Origin of the sequence: Rhabdaerophilum sp. SD176, assembly GCF_030143245.1 — a bacterium.
In the GTDB taxonomy this organism is placed as follows: Bacteria; Pseudomonadota; Alphaproteobacteria; order Rhizobiales; family Beijerinckiaceae; genus Rhabdaerophilum.
This window is the reverse complement of record NZ_JARJNS010000003.1, coordinates 454,640-475,210: the sequence shown is the minus strand read 5'-3', so window position 1 is coordinate 475,210 and position 20,571 is coordinate 454,640. Positions and strand designations below refer to the sequence as shown.

Annotated in this window: 18 protein-coding genes and 2 tRNA genes; 13 read left to right on the top strand and 7 right to left on the bottom strand. The window is 58.6% G+C overall.

The features are described from left to right. The first annotated feature begins 76 nt into the window (after positions 1 to 76). From P0652_RS08995 to P0652_RS08980, 4 genes are all read left to right on the top strand, one after another. Positions 77 to 979: a LysR family transcriptional regulator gene (locus P0652_RS08995; RefSeq protein ID WP_284178444.1), complete on the top strand. Its 903-nt coding sequence runs from the start codon at positions 77 to 79 to the stop codon at positions 977 to 979. Between the two features lie 577 nt (positions 980 to 1,556). Then, on the top strand, positions 1,557 to 3,557 hold the full coding sequence (locus P0652_RS08990; RefSeq protein WP_284178443.1) for a putative bifunctional diguanylate cyclase/phosphodiesterase: 2,001 nt from the start codon (positions 1,557 to 1,559) through the stop codon (positions 3,555 to 3,557). Between the two features lie 41 nt (positions 3,558 to 3,598). Further along, positions 3,599 to 4,603 carry an aspartate carbamoyltransferase gene (locus P0652_RS08985; protein WP_284178442.1) on the top strand — a complete coding sequence of 335 codons (1,005 nt, stop codon included), beginning with the start codon at positions 3,599 to 3,601 and terminating at the stop codon, positions 4,601 to 4,603. Then, positions 4,591 to 5,490, top strand: coding sequence for an EamA family transporter (locus P0652_RS08980; RefSeq protein WP_284178441.1), 900 nt, complete (start codon positions 4,591 to 4,593; stop codon positions 5,488 to 5,490). Before P0652_RS08985 ends, P0652_RS08980 begins: the two co-directional genes overlap by 13 nt. 233 nt (positions 5,491 to 5,723) lie before the next feature. Here P0652_RS08980 and P0652_RS08975 read toward each other — a convergent pair whose 3' ends face one another. Next, the gene (locus P0652_RS08975; RefSeq protein WP_284178440.1) at positions 5,724 to 6,248 is read right to left on the bottom strand and encodes a MarR family winged helix-turn-helix transcriptional regulator; all 525 of its coding nucleotides are present in this window, start codon (positions 6,246 to 6,248) and stop codon (positions 5,724 to 5,726) included. Between the two features lie 129 nt (positions 6,249 to 6,377). Between P0652_RS08975 and P0652_RS08970 the strand changes: the two genes are divergently transcribed. Together P0652_RS08970 and P0652_RS08965 are read left to right on the top strand one after the other, a co-directional pair. Continuing rightward, on the top strand, positions 6,378 to 7,460 hold the full coding sequence (locus P0652_RS08970; protein WP_284178439.1) for a Bug family tripartite tricarboxylate transporter substrate binding protein: 1,083 nt from the start codon (positions 6,378 to 6,380) through the stop codon (positions 7,458 to 7,460). A 9-nt stretch (positions 7,461 to 7,469) separates the two neighbouring features. Further along, positions 7,470 to 8,981: a sulfatase-like hydrolase/transferase gene (locus tag P0652_RS08965; protein ID WP_284178438.1), complete on the top strand. Its 1,512-nt coding sequence runs from the start codon at positions 7,470 to 7,472 to the stop codon at positions 8,979 to 8,981. 278 nt (positions 8,982 to 9,259) lie between these two features. On the opposite strand, the gene P0652_RS08960 is transcribed toward P0652_RS08965, so the two are convergent. Next, the gene (locus P0652_RS08960; RefSeq protein WP_284178437.1) at positions 9,260 to 10,456 is read right to left on the bottom strand and encodes a tetratricopeptide repeat protein; all 1,197 of its coding nucleotides are present in this window, start codon (positions 10,454 to 10,456) and stop codon (positions 9,260 to 9,262) included. A 341-nt stretch (positions 10,457 to 10,797) separates the two neighbouring features. On the opposite strand from P0652_RS08960, the gene P0652_RS08955 reads away from it, so the two are divergent. Together P0652_RS08955 and P0652_RS08950 are read left to right on the top strand one after the other, a co-directional pair. Continuing rightward, positions 10,798 to 11,964: an AAA family ATPase gene (locus P0652_RS08955; protein ID WP_284178436.1), complete on the top strand. Its 1,167-nt coding sequence runs from the start codon at positions 10,798 to 10,800 to the stop codon at positions 11,962 to 11,964. 143 nt (positions 11,965 to 12,107) lie between these two features. After that, a complete protein-coding gene (locus P0652_RS08950) occupies positions 12,108 to 12,881 on the top strand; it encodes a hypothetical protein (RefSeq protein WP_284178435.1) in 774 nt (257 codons plus the stop codon). Between the two features lie 173 nt (positions 12,882 to 13,054). Here the strand turns inward: P0652_RS08950 and P0652_RS08945 are convergent, their stop codons facing one another. Next, on the bottom strand, positions 13,055 to 14,023 hold the full coding sequence (locus tag P0652_RS08945; protein WP_284178434.1) for a hypothetical protein: 969 nt from the start codon (positions 14,021 to 14,023) through the stop codon (positions 13,055 to 13,057). Between the two features lie 462 nt (positions 14,024 to 14,485). Next, positions 14,486 to 14,560 (bottom strand) — tRNA-Gln (locus P0652_RS08940). A 204-nt stretch (positions 14,561 to 14,764) separates the two neighbouring features. Between P0652_RS08940 and P0652_RS08935 the strand changes: the two genes are divergently transcribed. After that, positions 14,765 to 14,841: transfer RNA gene (locus P0652_RS08935), tRNA-Pro, on the top strand. Positions 14,842 to 14,916: 75 nt separating this feature from the next. On the opposite strand, the gene P0652_RS08930 is transcribed toward P0652_RS08935, so the two are convergent. Beyond that, complete coding sequence (locus tag P0652_RS08930; protein ID WP_284178433.1) at positions 14,917 to 16,098, bottom strand: AGE family epimerase/isomerase; 1,182 nt, start codon at positions 16,096 to 16,098, stop codon at positions 14,917 to 14,919. A 173-nt stretch (positions 16,099 to 16,271) separates the two neighbouring features. Between P0652_RS08930 and folP the strand changes: the two genes are divergently transcribed. From folP to folK, 3 genes are read left to right on the top strand one after another with little or no spacing between them, the layout of a single operon-like run. Then, positions 16,272 to 17,168 (top strand): dihydropteroate synthase, encoded by an 897-nt coding sequence (folP, locus tag P0652_RS08925; RefSeq protein ID WP_284178432.1) that lies wholly within the window; start codon positions 16,272 to 16,274, stop codon positions 17,166 to 17,168. Further along, on the top strand, positions 17,165 to 17,551 hold the full coding sequence (gene folB / locus P0652_RS08920; RefSeq protein WP_284178431.1) for a dihydroneopterin aldolase: 387 nt from the start codon (positions 17,165 to 17,167) through the stop codon (positions 17,549 to 17,551). The genes folP and folB overlap by 4 nt, the downstream gene beginning before the upstream one ends. A 1-nt stretch (position 17,552) precedes the next feature. Then, positions 17,553 to 18,074, top strand: coding sequence for a 2-amino-4-hydroxy-6-hydroxymethyldihydropteridine diphosphokinase (gene folK / locus P0652_RS08915; RefSeq protein ID WP_284178430.1), 522 nt, complete (start codon positions 17,553 to 17,555; stop codon positions 18,072 to 18,074). Between the two features lie 7 nt (positions 18,075 to 18,081). Here folK and P0652_RS08910 read toward each other — a convergent pair whose 3' ends face one another. Then, positions 18,082 to 18,660 carry a biotin transporter BioY gene (locus P0652_RS08910; RefSeq protein ID WP_284178429.1) on the bottom strand — a complete coding sequence of 193 codons (579 nt, stop codon included), beginning with the start codon at positions 18,658 to 18,660 and terminating at the stop codon, positions 18,082 to 18,084. Between the two features lie 201 nt (positions 18,661 to 18,861). Between P0652_RS08910 and P0652_RS08905 the strand changes: the two genes are divergently transcribed. After that, the gene (locus tag P0652_RS08905) at positions 18,862 to 19,776 is read left to right on the top strand and encodes an MBL fold metallo-hydrolase (RefSeq protein ID WP_502947500.1); all 915 of its coding nucleotides are present in this window, start codon (positions 18,862 to 18,864) and stop codon (positions 19,774 to 19,776) included. A gap of 21 nt (positions 19,777 to 19,797) precedes the next feature. On the opposite strand, the gene P0652_RS08900 is transcribed toward P0652_RS08905, so the two are convergent. Then, positions 19,798 to 20,568, bottom strand: coding sequence for a DUF1499 domain-containing protein (locus P0652_RS08900; RefSeq protein WP_284178427.1), 771 nt, complete (start codon positions 20,566 to 20,568; stop codon positions 19,798 to 19,800). Positions 20,569 to 20,571 lie beyond the last annotated feature (3 nt).

Below are 20,571 nucleotides of genomic sequence, written 5' to 3'. Positions count from 1 at the left end.
TGATTTATCCAGAATTCAGAACGTAGCGCAGCCGTTAGCGCTTGTTAAATGCAAAAATTGACGATATTATTCCAATATGCGGATCAATTGCGAATTGCTCGACCTCAGGGCCTTTCTGGCGGTGCTGGACAGCGGAAGCTTCCACCGGGCTGCCGAACAGCTGAATCTGTCACAACCGGCGCTTAGCCGGCGCATCAAGCAGCTTGAGACAGTGATCGGTGCGCCCCTCCTTGAGCGAACCACAAGGCGCATTGCCCCTACAGCGGCCGGACGCGATCTGCAGCCTCTCCTCATCCGCCTGCTCGACGAGCTGGAGACTTCCGTCCTTTCGATGAACTCCACCGGAAAACTACAGCATGGGCAGGTAACGATCGCCTGCGTGCCGACAGCAGCCTTCTATTTTCTGCCGCAGGTCATCAAGAAGTTCCACGCGCTGCATCAGCATATCCGGATTCGGATACTGGATCTTTCGGCCAGCGAGGGCCTCCGGAGCGTTGCAACCGGCGAAAGCGAGTTCGGAATCAGCATGCTGGGCTCAGCCGACCCCGATCTGACGTTCACACCGTTGATGGAGGATCCGTTTGTGCTGGCCTGCCGCCGCGATCATCCCCTCGCGGGAAGGCATGATGTTCAGTGGCGTGATCTTGCGGATCATCTGCTGATCGGTGTCAGCCGTCACTCGGGCAACCGGACGATCCTCGACAATGCGCTTGCCAATCTCGATGTGCGTCTCAACTGGTTCTATGAAGTGCATCATCTCTCGACATCCCTCGGCCTTGTTGAGGAAGGGGTTGGAATATCAGTTCTGCCTCGGCTCGCGACTCCCAGGGATGGGCATCCGACCATTGTGACGAAGCCGATCAACAATCCGACAGTTGTCAGAACCATTGGCATCGTAGAGCGGCGCAATGGACGCTTGTCTCCTGCTGCAACGAGGTTCCGCGATATCTTGCGTGAAAGCTGGCCAAGGGGTGCATGACAGAGCGGTTTCGTTAAGCTTGCACCACATCAACGAGCCAGGTTGCCGCGATCTCGGCTGGCCAGCATGTTCAGGCTGCTGCTTGATTGGTGTTTTCTCTGTGTTTCGCTCAAGTTGGCTGCGCCGGGGCGCAACCGCCTGTGGAGTGCCCGCTTTTCTGGCTTGGCCCGAAACGATGTGAGCGGCCGTTTGGGGAGGCGGATGCTGTCGCCTCACCTTGGCTTGACGAATGCCCCCTAAGCCAGAGCGGTCTCCTGAAACCGGCCAGTCTCTTTCCGGCCCCGTTCCCGGCGGAGCGTCGCAATCGAATAGTGCCTTTTCCCCAAAAGACACTCTGGCCATATGAATGACGGGGATGGGGCCGATGGCGGACAGACCGGTTATGGGGCGTTAAGGCCGAATAGGTGTCGATAAACCGCAGCATTTTTTGCGGCCTTGACCAGCACCATTTTGGGTTCTTCTCGCAGCCCCCTGTCCAGCAACACAGCGGCCAGGCTGAAACTTATCATTTTCTTAAATTGATCATGCATTTGATATCGTAATTTTTTCAATTCTCGTAACGATGAGGGCCCCTTAAATGGTTCACGTCAAGCGCGAGTGCTTGCAGAGGGTAGGTAAGCAAGTGGGGCAAGTTCGCATTCAAGAGGATGACGCTGCGTCAATCCATCGAGAATTGATTGATGCGCTGTACGGTACTCCCGGGCCTATAATCATCGGAGCAACTACCGTCGCGGTCGTCATGGGCGGGGCTGGCATAATTTCTGGTCACGATAAAAATTTTTATGTGTTCGCGGCAATAATGACGGCAATCGGTGCCATTCGGCTTTATTCTCACTACCTATATAGATTATCTAAAACATACAATTTTCAAACTATAAGAATTCATAATTTTGAATACATGGCAATGTTTGGCGCATGGACCACTGCGGCGACCATCGGCTCATTTGGTGCCTATGCGATCGCGTATTATGAATCTCAACCGGTATCCGTGCTGGCCATAGCGCAAACGATCGGCTATCTGGCGGGCCTTTCGGGGCGGAACACCTCCCGACCCGTTATAACACGTGTTCAAACGTTGGCTGTCTCGCTGCCCTTCGTTTTTGTGCTGATTGCGACCGGCAAGCCTACGTACATCCTTATTGGGTTGACAGTGTTGTTGACTGTCATTCTGACGTTCTCAAGCGCCACTGTCATATATAAAGTCTTTGTCTCGCGTCAAAAGACACTTTTAGAACTTGTGAAGATGGTCAATCTCGATCCCTTGACTAATCTATTCAATCGTCGTGGCTTTGTTATCGAGCTAAAACGTCTTTCGGATTCGGATAACAAATACACACTGCTATCACTCGATATCGATAATTTCAAAAACATCAACGATACATATGGGCATGATGTTGGCGATGCCCTGATATGCTCGTTGAGTGCAGATATTGCGGAACTGATTGGCCGATCTGGCGTAGCGGCGCGCATGGGCGGGGACGAATTCATGATCGCGACCGCGGGTCACGCCCAGTCTGCCAGCCAGTTGGCAACAAGACTCCTCCACCTCGCACAAGTTCAACGGCTCGTGGCCAATCGCACCTTGACTGTAACGGTCAGCATCGGAATTGTTGAAGCCGAGGGAGGTCTCCCGTCTGAAGAAGCCATGAAGCGCGTCGATATCGCGCTCTACAAGGCAAAATCGGATGGGCGGAACCGCTGTGTCAGTTACTCACCCGCTCTGAGCAAGGCCTATAATGACCAGGTGGCGCTGGAAGCGGAAATGCGCGAAGGCATCCGGCAAGGCCAGTTTTGGTTGGCCTATCAGCCGATCTACAACCCGAGATCTGGGACGGTGACCCATGTCGAAGCCTTGATGCGTTGGGCGCACCCAACCCGCGGATCGGTAAGTCCCGCAGAATTTATTCCGGTTGCCGAGAGAACCGGATTGATCAAGGTGCTCGGCGCCTGGGCGCTAGAGGAGGCGGCGCGCACGGCTGCTTCCTTCGAGCGCTCGGTGAAAATTAGCGTCAACGTATCTCCGTTCCAGTTCGACCAAGATCACGATATCGCCGCTATCATCAGTGCGGCGCTGGCGAAATCAGGACTGCCCGCCAATCGCTTTATTATCGAGGTGACAGAGTCAACAATCGTCGGTGAACAAACATTTATTGTTGATACACTCAAGAAGCTTCGAGGCATGGGCGTCAGAATTGCGCTCGATGATTTTGGCACTGGTTTTTCATCATTGAGTTATTTGGCATGGCTTCCGATCAATATCTTGAAGATCGATAAGTCATTTTGCCGCGAAATTGAAACATCACAAAGGGCAAGGGCTTTGATGAGTGCAATTACGCAGCTGGCCCATGACCTCGATCTCATGATTATCGTCGAAGGTATTGAAACCGATGAGCAATTGGCGGTTATTCAGCAATACAGCGTTCATGGCATTCAAGGGTACGTATATGCGAAGCCAATGAGTGATATTGCACTCCGCGATGTCATTGACGTAAGGATCAATAAAAAGCAGAAGGCGCAAAAACAAGCTGTGGTCGATCAGACCGAATCCTCAGCCAAGAAATCGTCGGGTATCGCGTAATTTGGTCGGCGAAAAAGCATGCCGTAGATTTTGGGTTTGAAATGTCTAGGCCTAATTATCCTAGCGGAAAAGACCTGCTGAGTGCGGAGGCCGTCTCACAGGCTGACCTCGGTGATGTTTTAGAAAGAGCCGACAGGCACTGGATAGAATTAAATCTGGCCGATGAAAGTGCCGAAAGTCAATTTGTCAATGTTGTCCGGCGCCGACCCAAAATGGTTGCAACGCTGTTTGACCAGCGGAGTACACGGACAAGGCTCGGATTCCAGGTTGCTGCGGGCAGACTGGGGCACCAATCAATTGACGTATTTGATCCGGATCGTAGTCGGATGGGCCATGCAACTGGGGAAACCATCGAGGATCACATCAAGACAGTGGAGGCCTACAGCGACCTTATCATCGTCCGCTCTCACCTGGAGGATCTCCCGTATAAAGTCGCGCGGCTAAGCTATCTCCCCATCATCAATGCTGGTAACGGGTCTGACGAACATCCAACACAGGCGATGATAGATATTTACGCCATCTACAAAATGCGGGGTGATCTTTCCAAGCTTTCGATCGCCCTTTCCTGCGATACAAAGGCTCGTTTTGCCGTCTCGTTTGTCAAGATGCTGCGTCTTTGGCCGCCTCAACGATTCACGCTTTGCTGCCTGCCGGGAATTGCAATCAATCCTGCCGTCCGGGAGGCCATGGAACGCCTGCACAGTCTAGGCACGCTTGTCTCGGTTGTGCATAATGTTGTGGAAACGTTGGATCACGATGTTTTGAGCATCCAGATGCAGGACATGAGCAAATTTTCTAACGCATCTCTTGGGTATGACGCGGTAGATAAAGAGCAAGAGACGGAGCCGTTCACCATCACAGCCAAGAAAATTCTAGAACATAACTCAAACACTTTGATTTTGAATCCGCTGCCGAGGTTTTCGGAACTGGATACCTCATGCGATTCTCTTCCAAACGCAGGCTATTTCCAGCAAGTAAAGCTATCGACACCCATTCGTATGGCTATACTTGAAAGAATGTTATCAGGAACTCCATGGACCGGATAAATAACAATTTCGCTAAGTTTTTGATGTGGATGTTCCTATATCTTTCTGCGTATATTGCAGTAGCATTGTCGATACGGCACCTGTCGGAATTCTTTAACATCATCGAAATTGTGGCAATTCGATCGGCAGGATCTCTCTTGGTGGCCGGGGTTGTTCTGGCCAAGAGTGGGATTTCACTGAATTCGAAGTTTAGCTTTCATGAAGTGACAAGGAGCGCATTGCATATTGTCGGATCATTGGCTTTCGTTTGGAGTCTGGTAAACATGCCAGTAGCGCTCGTATCAACAATTGAATTTGTTGGTCCGATATTTGCGGCGTTGGTAGGAATTTTTGTTTTTAAGAACAAAATGGAGACATACCCCCGTATAGGATTGGCTTTAATGTTTTTTGGTATCGTAATCACGCTCGCGCTTAACAATACAAGTGATTACGGATATATTTTGTTAGTTGCTTTGAGCGCTGTATGCATATTGACAGTCACAAACTTGATGTTGGCCGATCTCGCAAAAACGGAGTCTTCTTCAGCAATAATTTTTAAGATGCACCTTGTTCAATTACCAATATATGTCATTCTTTTGTTTTTTATTTATCCGGATTGGTTTCAATCGGTGCGGAATGTCTCACAGAATGCGACTTTTTCAACCTGGATTGGCATTGCGATAGCATGCTTTGCGCTGATTGCTGCGGGCTACGTGACGCAGGCTTCATTGGCCAGCGCTTCGCGGTATGGCAGTCCATTGCAGCTCTGTGCAGCTGACGTTCTTCGGCTCCCGATGATGGCTGGCGTCGGGTATGTTGCCTTCTCTGAAACCATAGGTTTAACGCTTCTTCTCCCTGGGATCCTCATCATGATCGGGTCCATCATGACGAGCTTGCCGTCGCGATAGGTGGAGGGCGGGTGTGCCACCCCGGCCTCATATTAGTGCGGCTCAGCGTGAGCGTCGTTTTTCCACCACGTCCCGCTTGTCGGTATAATTGACGATCCTTTATCGGCACGCGGGTGGGGTTAACATGCCGCTTGAATCGCCCACAGTTTTCTCGACCCAATGAATGTCCAATGTCGGTGTGTCTCCTCGATACCGTGAATGTCCGGAATGGCGGCGCAAACCAGCCATATTCCTTATGCTGAGTGCCCTGGCCTCGAGCCCTGCTCCTCGGGCCACGCATCAAGGCACGCGTTGAGGGCATGAACAATCCGATACACAGCCTCGCGATCCGGCTCCGATAAGGCTGATAGAAGACGCGCCTGACGTGCCTGCATGACGGGCAAAGCCTGCTGATAGACCTCGCTGCCCTGGGCCGTGGCTTGAGCAGCAACCATCCGCCGGTCTTCATCATCCCGTTCGACTTTGACGAGCCCCTTTTCAACAAGTCCCTGCACAGCACGCGTGATGAGGGCACGATCCATTCCCGTGCGATCAACGATTTCATGCAGCGTGATGCCGCGTTTTGCGCAGATAAAGACAAGGCATCGCCATTCCGGGAGCCGCAGGCCGGTTGTCACGTCAACGATGCGCATCGCCTGCCGATTTAGCCGGTTGGTCAATCGGATCAGCCCGAAGGTCAGAAACCTTTCGAGGACATAATCTTCCGGTGGGCCTGAAGATCCGAGCCATTCGGGTGTCGTCTTCGCGGAACCATCCATCCGGTTGCTCCTCACGTCTGTGCGATTTCGCGATTGCATCTGTTTAATTGACAGGTCAATCGAAATTTGGCAGCTTTTGCATTTCATTGAGCGATCAACAAAATAAGATCTGCCAAGTCGGGAGGCAACATGACGGCGATTCTGCGAGTTCAGGTTTCACGCCAGTCCCTGCAAGGTCATTGCCCGCCTCTAAAACGGCTGGCATGTCTTTGCCGCGCATCGCGTCCCCATGTCCGCACACGGCCGACAGCCGTCGCGTTTGCGTCGTTGATATTTGCGATGTTGCTCGCGTCACTTCTGCCCGCAATGGCGCAAACCTGGCCGAATGCCCGGCCCATCCGCATCGTTGTGCCGTTTCCTGCCGGGGGTGCCGTCGATGTCACGGCAAGGCTCGTTGGTGATTCGCTCTCGCGCGAACTCAATCAATCCGTCATTGTCGAGAATATCGGTGGCGCCGGTGGCAATGTCGGGGCAGCAACGGTCGCAAAGAGTGATGGTGACGGATATACTATCCTGATCTCGGGTGATCCGATTGCGAGTGCGCCGCATGTCTCGAAAGCAAGTTTTGATCCGCTCAAGGATTTTTCGCCCATCATTCAGCTGACCCGGCAACCGATTGTGTTTGCTGCGCATCCCTCTCTCGGCGTCAAGACATTCGGCGAACTTGTCTCCAAGGTGCGTGAGCAACCGGGCATGCCGTTCGCGACAGCCGGCGCCGGCACAAGCCATCATCTTCTGGGAGAATGGCTTTCGAAGCGTGCAGGCATGAAACTTGTTCACGTGCCATATCGCGGTGGCGGCGCGGCCATCAATGACCTTGCGGCCGGCCACATCAAGCTGGGCTCGCTCGGAGCAACCCCTATTCTTCCCTACGTGAAGGCGGGGACACTCACGGCGATCGCGCAGTCTGGGGCTGTCCGCTCTCAGGCTCTTCCCGAGCTTCCGACCCTGGTAGAACTTGGCTTTTCAGACATCGTTCTCGAACAATGGATGGCGGCCTTCGCGCCAGCCAGCACGCCGCCGGACATCGTTGCACGTCTGAATCGCGCGGTGGATCGAGCGCTAGCGGATCCGGGATTGCGCCAAAAACTTGCGGACCAGGCGTTGGACCCTGTTGGCGGGACTCCGGAGGCGCTTGCTCGGCAATTGGCTGTCGATTTTGAGAAATACGGCCGACTTGTCCGGGAAGCGGGCCTTCAAGCAAAGAACTGAACTGAAACCGTGAAACCTAACATTCTCTTCATCACATCTGACCAGCAGCGTGGGGATTGCTACGGGTTTCGAGGCCGAAGAGTTTCCACTCCGCATCTTGATCTGCTCGCAGCGGAAGGCACAAGTCTTGAAACAGTCATCACCCCCTGCGTCGTCTGTCAGCCGGCACGGGCTTCGATCCTCACCGGACTCCTGCCACGCACGCATGGCGTGCATGACAACGGAATTGATCTGGATCCGTCGATTGGTGAACGCGGATTTGCCGGCTCGCTTTCCAGGGCCGGCTATTCAACCGCCAAGATAGGAAAGGCGCATTTCGCGACCTATCACACATTTGCGGATACAGGCACGGTTGAAAGTGTGTCCGGCTCGCGTCACGTGCCACCGGACTGGCGCGGCCCGTACATGGGGTTCGACCATGTCGAATTGATGATTGTCGGACACAATTGGTGGCTGCCGGAGAGGCCCCCTGGGGGGCTCCATTACGAGAATTGGTACTATGGCGACGGCCGCGGCGATCTGAAGAACAAGCTTCTTTGGGAATCATCGCAAGATCACAAGGGCGCGCCGCAGACCTGGTCGTCAAAGTTGCCCGTCGCGTGGCACAACTCCACCTGGACAGCAGACCGTGCCATCGACTTCATCCGTCAAGATCACAACAAGCCGTTCTGCCTGTGGGTTTCCTTCCCGGATCCGCACCACCCTTTTGATGCCCCGGAACCCTGGGCCTCCCTGCATCGACCCGAGCATGTCGATCTGCCGCCGTACCGTCGCCGGAACCTGGAAGGGCGCCCGTGGTGGCACAAGGCTGCCTTGGAATCCGAGATTCCGGCCGAACATCGCGAAATTCGCCAAAAATATTCAAGAATTGCAGAGCTTTCTGACGAACACTTGCGAGAAATAACGGCAAATACATACGGCCAGATTTCTCTGATCGATCATTCCGTCGGGAGGATCCTTACAGCGTTGGAAGCGGCCGGTCTGGAGAAAAATACCTATATCGTCTTTACGTCCGACCATGGCGATTGGCTGGGTGATCACGGGCTCGTCCTCAAGGGCCCCATGCCATTCGAAGGTCTCCTCAATGTTCGCGCAATCGTGAAGGGCCCGGATATCCCGTTCGGGCAAGTGATCCATGAGCCCGTGTCGACGCTGGACCTGGGAGCGACCTTCATGGATTGGGCAGGGGCAGAAAGCCTGATGCCAATCCACGGGCGGTCGATCCGCAATGTCATCGCAGGAAGCGAAGAACGCTCGCATGCATTGAGCGAATGGGAATTGTTGCCGGGGCGCGTCGGTGTCGGTCTCAGCCTGCGGACGGTTCGGACCAAGCATGCCAAGCTGACCATCGAGCTCAAGACGATGACAGGTGAGATGTATGATCTCCAAGCCGACCCGCATGAAGTGAACAATATCTACGACCAGGCGGAGTATTCCGAGCTGCAGTCGGTGTTGACCCGTCTTCTCCTATCAAGGCCGAACGATATACGCCCCAATTCCGTTCCTGTTGGGCTAGCCTGACCCTCGCCAGGCTCCGGCCGGTGCAGTTGGCCACGAAGCCATTCAGCGCTCGGAATGTGACCGACCGGCTTCACGCAACGCTCGAATTGAATTGGCTTGGGAGAATGGCGGCTTCTGGTGTTCACCTGATGCCTGGTGAGCGGCCAATTGGCGGGCGAAGCCGCCGAAGACGGCCACGGAGATGCCAACCCTAGAGCCTGCGTCGATTGCGCAGCAGGAATTCATGGTCAGTGTCGCTAAGCTCGCGAGGTCGGATTGCCCCAGCAGGCAACCCGGCCTTAGGCACATTTTGCGGCAAGGCATTTCCGGAAGGCCGCCTTCAGCTTGGGCGTGATCTTTTCTGGAATGTTTTTCCCATCCCAGTAGCCGCCCTTGACCAACCGATTCAGGAGCCAGAGATAGGAACGCGGGTTGGCATTATAGCCGGCCACCAACGCATTGACCGCCTCATCAATGCGGTTTTTTCGCTGGAAATAGATCACCGTTGTGCTGTGCACATTCATGTAGCCCGGGGCCTTTTTGATAACACGTTCGAGCTCAGCCAGCCCCTCCTCTTCTTTTCCGGCATAGAGCAGATATTCGCCAAGCTCATGCTGCAACTGGATGAGGTAGGGCGCCATGTCATAGGCAGCACGAATGGCGCCAACCGCTTCATCCATGCGGCCGGGCTGCCGTCGGAAATGCTGCGCCAGCTGGCGATGGCGGAACGGCGTGGCCTCTGTGGCGATCGCAGCACGGAGATCCGTCTCCACCGCATCGAGCGATGCGCTGTTCCATCGCGCATTCGCACGGCCCTCGAACGCGGCCGCCCGGAAGCTTGCCGGTTTGCCATTTTGCCCGATGAGATTGCCTGTTTCCACCTCGGCCGGTGGCATGGCCAAAATCGTTTCGTAATCCTCCACGGCCCGGTCGGGGCGGCCCATGCGGATCAAGATTTCACCGCGATGCAGCAGGGCCAGGCTGTACTTCGGATCGACGCGCAATGCGTGATCATAAGCTTCAAGGGCTGCAACGGGGTTTCCCAACTCGGCCCTAATCGCTCCCATCATGTCCCAGGCACGTGCGCTCGTCGGATCAGCTTTGATGGCTTCTTGCGCAAAATGCACCATGCCATCGCCATCCTTGAGCTCCATCGCCGCCCAGGCACGGCTGACGAAAATGTCGGCCGAGGAACTGTCCAGCGCCAGCGCCGCATCATAGTTTTCGATCGCCTCGGCAATCCGGTTGGTGCGATGATAGCCACGGCCAAGGATGTAGAGCAGACCGGCCCGGGTCTTGGCGTCAATTCCATCGGCAGCCAGCAGGCGCGAGCAGACCGGGATCACGTTTATTGGTTCCGCTGCCAGACTGGCATTGTCGCAGCGGACTTCCGAAGCCTGCGCCCTCCCGGCGGATGCAAAAAAAGCGATCAACAGGCCCAGCAAAATTGAGCCATTCAATGGTTTGGCTTGCCTCAAGCTCTCCTCCTGCGGCACTTTGTGGAGGGAGGCAGTATCTTGCAGATCATAAATATTCCGACTTTTATTGCTTTCCGTCGGGAGTTAAGCTGATGTGTTGGTTAAGGATTGGATTGAAATAACGCTTCTTTTTCCGCTGAGCATCAAGTTTTTGGTATCAATCGATCACGGTGGTGTGCCGAACGCCCTAGGAACGAGGCCGTAAGCATGATTTTGACTCCAGACCTTTTGGTGCAATCCATATCGGATGTTTCTTGTCGGCTGGACGAATGCCCTGCAATGATTTTTTCGGCTCTGTTGTCAGAACCGGCATCGAGACGGGCTAGACGATACCCCTAACGGCCGGCATTTTGGATGCGATGATCCTGACGCTCGCCATCGCAAACTATCGGTCCCTGCGCGATCTCGTGATCCCGCTTAGCCACTTGACCCTGATCACTGGCGCCAATGGCACCGGCAAGTCGAGCGTGTACAGGTCCTTGCGGCTTCTCGCGCAAACAGCACAGGGCGGCATCATTCCAACGCTTGCCCTCGAGGGCGGCCTGCCCTCCACGCTTTGGGCCGGTCCTGAAAAGTTCGGCCGGAAGGTTCTCTCGGGAGACTACGCTGTTGAAGGGACGGTACGTTCGAAGTCAGTGCAGTTGCGGCTGGGATTCGCGACAGCGGATTTCGGATATCTGATTGACCTCGGACTACCTCCGCCAATCCCGAGATCTGCATTCCACCTCGATCCAGAGATCAAGCGCGAGGTTCTTTTTGCCGGGGAGCAGGCCAGGCCGAGTTCCATGCTGGTCGACCGGCATGGGCCCGCGATTCGGGTCCGGAACGAGGCCGGCAAATGGCAAGATCTCCCGATCCGACTGGCGCCCTTCGAAAGCCTCATGACGCATTGTGCGGATCCGAGGAGCACGCCTGAATTGCTCGGTTTGCGTGAGCGTATTCGGGCCTGGCGCTTCTACGATCACTTCCGAACGGATGCCGGCTCGCCCGCGCGTCAGGTGCAAATCGGGACGAGAACGCCGGTTCTCTCCCACGATGGCGCGGATCTTGCCGCTGCAATCCAGACGATTTTCGAGATTGGCGATCGGGATCGGTTCGCCGCAGCGATCGACGACGCGTTTCCAGGCTCGACGATCGAAATCTCAAGCGAGCGCGGGCACTTTGCCTTGGAGATGCATCAGCATGGATTGCTCCGCCCGCTCGGGCCAGCGGAACTGTCTGACGGGACCTTGAGATATCTGCTCCTTGCCACCGCTTTGATGTCGCCGCGGCCTCCCGAACTTCTGATCTTGAACGAGCCGGAGACGAGCCTTCATCCAGAACTCTTGCCGGCGCTTGCACGCCTGATCATCGATGCCGCCCTTCGCTCGCAGGTCCTTGTCGTCTCGCACGCCAAAGCCCTGATCTCCGGGCTTCAGGCGGAGGCGAGCTGCTCGGCGATCGAACTCAAGAAGAGGTTCGGCGAAACCCATATCCGGGGTTGTGCGCCGCTTGACGGGCCGGCATGGACATGGCCGGAGCGATAGGATCGAAAGTCTTGGCGCCACTTGGCATCCACGGCATGATGGACTTGATGTAGGTATGCTTCTGGCATCCGCCTGTCGTTGGAGGCTGCGAACCGGCACGTTGCTTCCACAATTCGGACAAGGAACCGCGGGTCGAAAGAGCGATGACCGAAAGATGGCTTGAAACGTTTGGCCCGGATTCGGATGCGCTTTTTGAAGTGCTTCTGCCGATCGTTTCAGCCGACATGCTCCAAGAGATTGCCGCCGCGGATTATGGCCGGGACATCGAGCAACACCTTGCTCCTCTGCTCCAGTTTCGAGATCACCGGATTGTTCCCATCCTGAATTGGCATCCACTGGAAGTTCTTGAGCTGATCCAATGGTCGGAACCAGAACAACCGGAATGGAAGCCCGGCTTGGCAGGTATAAGGGGGCACTATCTTCGAGTCTTCGTATGTGCACTACTGCTCCGGGCGTATGAAAGGCCTGAGAACCAAAAACTCTCGCTCAGCTTCAACGAAACCGCCATTCGGCTCGTCGACAGTCTAAGGGCAATCGATGGACCAATTGTACAGGAAGGCGTTCGCTTTTTGGCCTGGTGCGTCTGCACGCTTGCTCGCCTAGACCAGCACGCGGCTGAGGGTCCATTTCTGGCGTTGGCATTGTTGTCCCTGGTCGCGCCTTCCGATCGTTACGCCGATGACGACGTCATTTCTCTATGCCAATGGATCGACAAACAAGTCTCCGCCCTTTTGCAAAACCAGCAACATTGGACCTCACATCAAGGGAAGTGGCTACTCTCCACCGAGCCTTACGATCAAAGCCATGGCCGTTGGACCGAACTGGGACGACATCTCTATCAGTGGGCAGAAGCTGGGTCGCCAAGCGACCGAACGGTTTGGGTAGCGCTTGTTGGCAGGGTATTGGCGGAAAATTGAGTCCGACCAAAAAAGCAGGCTAGCGTTACGAGATCAGATTCGTTGTCGGCACTGCTTCTATGGCCTCGAGTTTCCTGTAGGCCAACGAATGACTGGTTTTGAGCAAAGCATCGTACAGCTACAGCGACCGCTCCGGCGGCGCAATCCAACCTTAGCTCCTTGGCAATCTCAAGCTAAACATTGGTTTTTCCCTGCATCTGTCCGCGTTGACAGTGCGCTGCCATGGCCGCACAGACGGCAGCGCAACCCCGACCAGCTTCGCCGCCCGCGCTGGCGTCGAGGCCGTCAATGCACTGACGTTGAAATTGGACTACTTGGTGGGGGCCGATCAAGAGAAAGCTCGAAATCCGGGGTGACTTGCCGTAGTTGCAGGAAATGCGTGTCAGAAGCTGGCGATAGCGGACAAAGTTATGTTCATTGAGGGCTGAGGTGTGTTGCGACCCGGCCATGCGCTGGAAAAGATGAGCAACTCCTCGCACTTGCGCTGCGGTTTTTGCTCCCCAGGTGCCTGTCCCGATCAGATCCTCAACCAGCTGATCAATGGAAATCCCGGTTTCGTCAGAAAAATCAGGATCAGTCGTGACCGTGTCGGCCGGCACAGGGATGACAACATTCCTGGGAAGTTCCGTTACGGTTGCGATAGGTGGTGCCGTCAGGGGTGGAGACAAAGTCATCGGAGAAACCGCGGCACCTTCCTCCGTGAGGTCAATCAGAATGTTGTCGCTCGCAATCAGGTCACCCATCTGATGGGCCGGACGGGTCCAGGCATGCTCACAACCATCAAAACAGACCTTTGGCTCGCCTTTCGTGACGGGCTCCTCGGGCGCATTCAGCGCCTTCGTATAAAGATTGTCAGCCTCGCATTCGATCTCGGCACGCCGCTTGGCGAGGCCGGCACAGATCGATCGCACCGCTTCATCACCAAAACTTCCCTCCTCCATGCATGCGCGATCAAGCAAAGCCAGATCGGGCACATTGGCGACACCAGACCCTGGACGATAGGCTTCACGAGCATAGCCATGTTTGAGGCGATGGAGGACCTTGGCGGTTTCAAATTCCGTCAGTTTCGGCCGATCAAGCTTGCGGATCGCGGCCGCTGGATCCTCGACCACATCCCCTTCCTCCGCGGCAATCCGGTTCAACGCCGCATAAATCCGGGCCTGACTTTGCCTCTCTCTGAGGAGTTGATCGGCTTTGTGGTCACCCCGGGCGCGCGCGGCGAGACCGCACGTCTGTCATCTTCTACCCGCTGCCGGGTTGCAAGATGGAGGCTCGCAAGATGGGCCTGTAGCTGCTGGCGGGCGGAACCAATAGGATAAAGCTGCATGACGTCCTCCGAGGCAGCCGTTATCGCGATCGCCAGCGAGATTGCCCGGGACGGTTCACGCTCGTTGAGACTGAACGCAACAACTGTCGTGCCGTCCAGACAACTCAGACGCCGCCGCCACCAGTACATGGCTCCGCGACGATAAAAATGAGAACATAATGGCAACTTTATGGCTCCTTGTGTACAGGAGCGCGTACAGTCGGGTGTACAGGAGCTCGAAAATCACGAAGATTCTCGAGCATTTTCCCAACAATATCAGTGACTTGACGGGAAAATCTGGCTGGGGCGCCAGGATTCGAACCTGGGCATGGCGGAATCAAAATCCACTGCCTTACCGCTTGGCTACGCCCCAAGACCTGAGGGCATCCGTTTAGCCGCTTCGCATCCGGTCAGCAACAGCGGATTTTCCGGGTCCGGGTGCCATTCTTGCCGCATGGGCCGCCGGCGAGGGGAAAAACACGGCCGGTCAAAAATTCCTGCCGTGCCTTCCTTTTTCCCGCCATGCACCCTTGCCCTGCCGACGAGAGAGTTCTATACGGGCGCCTCCGCTGGTCTTCGGAGTGTAGCGCAGCCTGGTAGCGCACCTCGTTCGGGACGAGGGGGTCGCAGGTTCGAATCCTGCCACTCCGACCAGCCGGTTTCCCGCTTCCCGCACCATCTTTCAGGGTTTCGGCCGCGAAAGCGGTCCTCCGGAACCTGATACTGTCCTCACGCCCCGTAATAGCGCCGGGCGTCCTGCGCGACGAGAAAGACCTGGAAGAGCCCGCTGGCCGGCACGGTGTCGATCGATACCTCGCCTGAAGCATTGAACTTCTCGTACCAGCCGCCCCGGAACGGTCCGGACAGATAGGTCGAGATTAGGGCCTCGATCATCGGATCGGCGGCTTCATCGGCCCGGTCAATCCCGGCTTCGGCCTGCGCCAGCCATGCGCGGATCAAGGCCGATTGCGAGGCAAGGCTTCGGGTGCCGGAGACGACTTCCTGATGGGTATTGATTGCATCGATCAGGAAGCCATGTCTCGGTTCGGCCGCACGCAGCGCCGCACCAAGGAAATGTGTCGCCAGTGGCGAGGCGGGCTGGCCATACAGGCGCTCGTAGCGCCGGATGATCGCGGTCCATTCCGCCATCTGCGCCGGAACGACGACCGAGGCGTCGTTCTCATCGCGAATCGGCCGCCAGGCATGGTCATAGGCTTCCGGCAGCAGGCCCGTCGTCTTGTCCAGCAGGGCGCGTTCGAGGAGACGGCGATGCCGCGTGGCTCGCAGGGCGGCTTCGGGATGGCTGAGATGCTCGACCGCCCCCAGAAGGGCCGCGAGGATTGCGAGGGTTGTCGCCTGGTGGCGTCGGTCACCATCGGGCAGGCCATCCCGCAGATCGCCGGCGGCATCGGTCAGCGCGGTCTCCACGAAGGTCATCACCATGTCGAGCAACGCGCGAAGCTTCGGATCGCCGGTCGCTCGGGCCAGGGCTGTGAGCGCCATGATGGCATAGGCGTGATCGATCGTATCGCGCTGCGGATCGGCCACCGACCCGTTCGGCGCGAGCATGTGTACGAAGCCGGGCTGGCCATCCGGCGCCCAGGCTTTCTCGATCATCCGTTCGAGGCCGCGGCAGGCGAGCCGGATGCCATCACCCCAGCCGAGTTGCCAGGCCTGGGTGCAGACATAGATCTGCTGCCATTGCACGGCCGTGCTGCGCAGGACCAGCGTGTCCGGCGTGCCGTCAAAAAAGAAGGTTTCGTGAAAGCCGCCGCGTTTCGCGTCCCAGCCCTTCTCGAACCAGAAGGGCAGCGCATCGCGCTTCAGCCAGGTCACCAGTTGCTCGCTCGCGGCCGAAGGCAGGCGTCCCGGCCCTGCCTTGCGTTGAGCCATGCCCGTCGCTGCGGTCATGGAGCACCCCTTGTTTCATCCAGAGGCGAATCGTTTACCATGCCGTTCGTCCATTTTTGGTTACGATCCATCCCTTTTCGGCAGGATCGTGCCCGGGTCCGTTGTCACGATTCGAGCGAAGCGCTAAGAGCCACGGCATTCCGTTCCGCGAGACAAGGGCCCCGGCCAGCACCATGATCGATCCGCCCCTGACCACCGCCGCTCCGGTCCGGCTCGCGGCGCCCTGGCCGGCTTTGCCGGAAACGGGCCCGCTGCTCATGGGCATTGTCAATGTGACGCCGGATTCCTTCTCGGATGGCGGGCAGTTCGAAACGCATGCCGCGGCGATTGCGCAGGCACGCCGGCTGGCGGCCGAGGGGGCCGACATTCTCGATATCGGCGGCGAATCAACCCGCCCTGGCGCGGCGGGCGTCGGGCTGGAGGAAGAGATTTCCCGTGTCGTGCCGGTGATCCGCGCCTTGGCAGCCGATACGGGCCTGCCGGTCATCTCGATCGACAGCTACAAGGCCGGGACAACGCGGGAGGCGCTGGCGGCCGGCGCACGCATCGCCAATGATGTCTGGGGCCTGCAGCGGGAGCCGGCACTGGCGGATGTGGCGCAGGCAGCCGGCGCCGGGCTCTGCCTGATGCATAACCGCGACATGAAGGACCCGGCCATCGACATTGTCGAGGACATGAAGACGTTCTTCGCGCGGTCGCTGGCCATTGCTTCCCGCGCGGGCATTCCGGGAGAAAGGATCGTGCTCGATCCCGGCATCGGCTTCGGCAAGACTCTCGAGCAAAATCTTGCGGCCATCCGGGGCATCCCCGCGATCAAGGCGGAATTCGGTCATGCCGTCCTGCTCGGCGTCTCGCGGAAATCCTTCCTCGGCCTGCTGACCGACCGCCCGGTGACGGAACGCCTGCCGGGCACGCTGGCGGCAGGCTTCTATGGCCTGCTGGCCGGCGCCGATATTCTCCGCGTCCATGACGTGGCGCCACACCGGGATGCCTTGCGCGTTCTCGCGGCCCTCGCGCAGGACAGCCGGCCGCCCTTCCCTCTTTCCGCCACGCCAAGGAGCCGGGCATGACCACAGGTCTCATCAGGGGCGACGTCATCCGCCTCAGCCGCATCGGCATTTTCGCCTATCACGGCGTGTACGAGGAAGAGGGGCGACTCGGCCAGCGCTTCTACCTGACGCTCGAACTCGGGCTTGATCTTGGCCCGGCCGGGCGCAGCGACGACCTCAACCAGACCGTCTCCTATGCTGATATCGCAACGCGTGTTCAGGAAATCGCCGTCAGCCAGCGCTTCCAGATCATCGAGGCGCTGGCCGAGGCGATTGCCGGCGACCTGCTGGCGAATTTTCCGCGGCTGCGCGAAGTGGCGGTGACGGTCGAGAAACCGCATGCTGCGGTCATGGCGATCCTCGAGACGCTTTCGGTGACGATCCACCGCGTCCGGGGTGCCTGACATGGTGGTGACTGAACTGGCGGAGGACGCGTCCCGCGTGATGGCCTATCTCGCGCTGGGCAGCAATCTCGGCGACAAGGTCGGGCATCTGCGCCAGGCTGCAACAGCGATCGCGCAGCTTCCACAGACGCGGATCCTCGCGCAGTCCTCGATCTACCGCACACCGCCCTGGGGCAAGACCGATCAGGACTGGTTTGCCAATGCAGCCCTGAGCGTGGAAACGAACCTGTCACCAGCGGCGCTGCTGGCGGCGGTACTTGAAATCGAGCGCCAGCTCGGGCGCGTCCGCCGTGAACGCTGGGGCCCGCGGATCATCGATATCGACGTGCTGGCGCATGGCGATGCCGTGCTGGCCACCGACACCCTGACGCTCCCCCATCCGGCGATGACCGAGCGGGCGTTTGTGCTGGTGCCGCTGAACGAAATAGCCCCGGACCTGGTGATCCGGGGCAAGCCTGTCAATCAATGGCTGGCAGGTCTGGATGCCGCCAGCATCACGCCGATGGTGCCCCTCGCAGCCTGAGAGGACCTCAGCCCTTGCGCCAGCTGCGGACGGCCCACCAGCTCGCCGGCAGCAGGGCAGCCCCGAGGCCGACCTTCAGCAGCGTGGCATAGCCGAAGGGCGCGACGCCCTTGGCGAAGGCGAGTTCCGGGCCGATCAGCGTGGCGAGCCAGGCGTAACCAGGCGCGAAGTTGATCACATGGCCCAGCGAGAGCACCGCCAGCGCGCCGACCACCGAATGCGTGTAGCCCCGCTCGGCAAGATAGCCGGTGGCCATGGCAGCGAGCAGGAAGCCGACGAGATAGCCGCCGGTCGGACCCATCATGTAGGCGAGACCGGCGCCCGAGGCGAAGACCGGCAGGCCGAGCGCACCTTCCGCGAGATAGGCGAGGATGGTGAGGCCGCCCAACTTCCAGCCATAGGCCGCGCCGATCATCATCACGACCAGCGATTGCATGGTCATCGGCACCGGATGGAACGGGATCTGGATTTTCGCCGAAAGGGCGAGCAGCATCGTGCCGACCAGCACGAGCATGCCATCGCGCAGAATATTGCGCTCGCGGGAACCGAGGGCCTGCTGGATCAGGGTTGCGGTAGCAACACGCATAAAGCATCTCCTTATCAACCTGAATGACGCCGCCGCTCCGGGGCGGCGAAGCTGGTGGCCACCCTGCCCGCAACGGAAACAGGCTTCCGGGCGGAACAGGCTGCCGTCGGCTTCACGATTCCCAACGCGGCTTCCCTCGTATAAGCAACTCCGAGCCAAAGGTAAAATGCACCGAGGCGCATGTTTTCCTGCCAAGGAGTCGTGGCTTTGGACCCCGCTTTCGATCGATCCCCCCCTGCCCAATCGGGCATCCTGCTGCCCGTCGCCGAAGGCATCCGCCGGATCATCGCCAATAATCCCGGGCCTTTCACCTTCACGGGCACCTGCACCTATGTGGTGGGGACTGGCGAGGTCAGCGTCATCGATCCTGGCCCGGAGGATGGCGCGCATATCGAGGCGCTGCTGCTCGCGCTCCGCAATGAACGCATTGCCCGCATTCTCGTCACGCATACCCATCGCGACCATTCCCCGGGCGCGCGGCTGCTGGCAGAGCGGACGGGCGCCGCCATCCTCGGCTGTGCGCCGCACAGGGCCTCCCGCACGGCGCTCGACAGCGAGGCGCCGCGGCTCGATGCCAGCGCCGATCTCGACCATGCCCCTGACCGGGTGCTGGCCGAGGGCGATCGCGTTGAAGGCGATGACCATGCCTTCACCGTCATCGAGACGCCGGGGCACACCGCCAACCATCTCGCCTTCGCGCTGGAAGGCACCGGCATGATGTTTTCCGGCGACCATGTGATGGGGTGGTCAACCTCGATTGTCGCCCCGCCGGACGGGGCCATGTCGGCCTATCTCGCCAGCCTCGACAAGCTGCTCGCCCGCGAGGATGACCGCGCCTACTGGCCCGGCCATGGTGGCCCGGTGGCGGATCCGCGGCGGTTCACGCGGGCGTTGCTCAGCCATCGGCGGCAGCGGGAAATGCAGATTCTCGATGTGCTGGGCCGCGGGCCCGCGCGGATACCGCAGCTTGTCGCCGCAAATTACCAGGGCCTCGATCCGCGCCTTGTCGGGGCAGCCGGGCTTTCCACCTTCGCGCATCTCGAGGATCTCGCGGTCCGTGGGCTGGTGATGGCGGATGGGCCGGTGACGCTGGACGCGCTCTACAGCCGGACCTAGGCGGGAAGGCACGGGGCGTTCTCACCCCTCGGGATTGTTGATCTCCTCGACGAGGCGGAGAATGCGCTTGGCATTGGCGCCGAAATCGTGCCGGCCGACGCGCGAAGCCGAACGGATGTCGATCCGCGTCTGGCTGCCGGTCCAGCGCAGGCGGATGGTGATGTCATCCCGGAAGCGCATCAGGAAAGTTTCCGCCACGGCATCGAGCCGGCCGATGCCCCGGCGCTCATCCGGCGGTGTCTCCTCGATGACGCGCCATTTCAGCGTCTTCACCGCCCGCTGGACGAGCTGGAAGGCCTCGGCTGGCTCGTTGTCCAGCACCAGTGTGCGGACCTGCGGATAGGCCCGACGCTGGCGTTCGCGCAGGGCGCGGTCGACCGACGGCGGGATATGACCCTCGCGGGCGGTGAAAGCCGCCTGCGAGCGCGAGAAGAGCGGCGGGTCCTCGATATTCGTGCTGATGTCGTTCAGCACGGGCAGGCGAACAGCCTGAAAGGCGAGATAGCCCGGCCAGGCGAGAACCAGCATGGCCACCAGCAGGGCGCGGGCCAAGGGAGCAAGCCCCACGCGCCCCTTCTGCCAGATCTCGAGGGCCGCCACCATGGCGACTGCCAGCGCCGCGGCCGCGAGAATTGCCGATCCGAGGAAAACCAGCATGCCGATCTCGACCGGCAGGGCCCGGGCGCGGAGAATCAGGATCGCGCCGAGGATGACCGGCACAGACGCCCAAGCGAGGCGCTCGGCCCAGCGGGCGAGGCGCGATTCAGGCCGGGGCGGAAGCGCAAAGAGCATCGC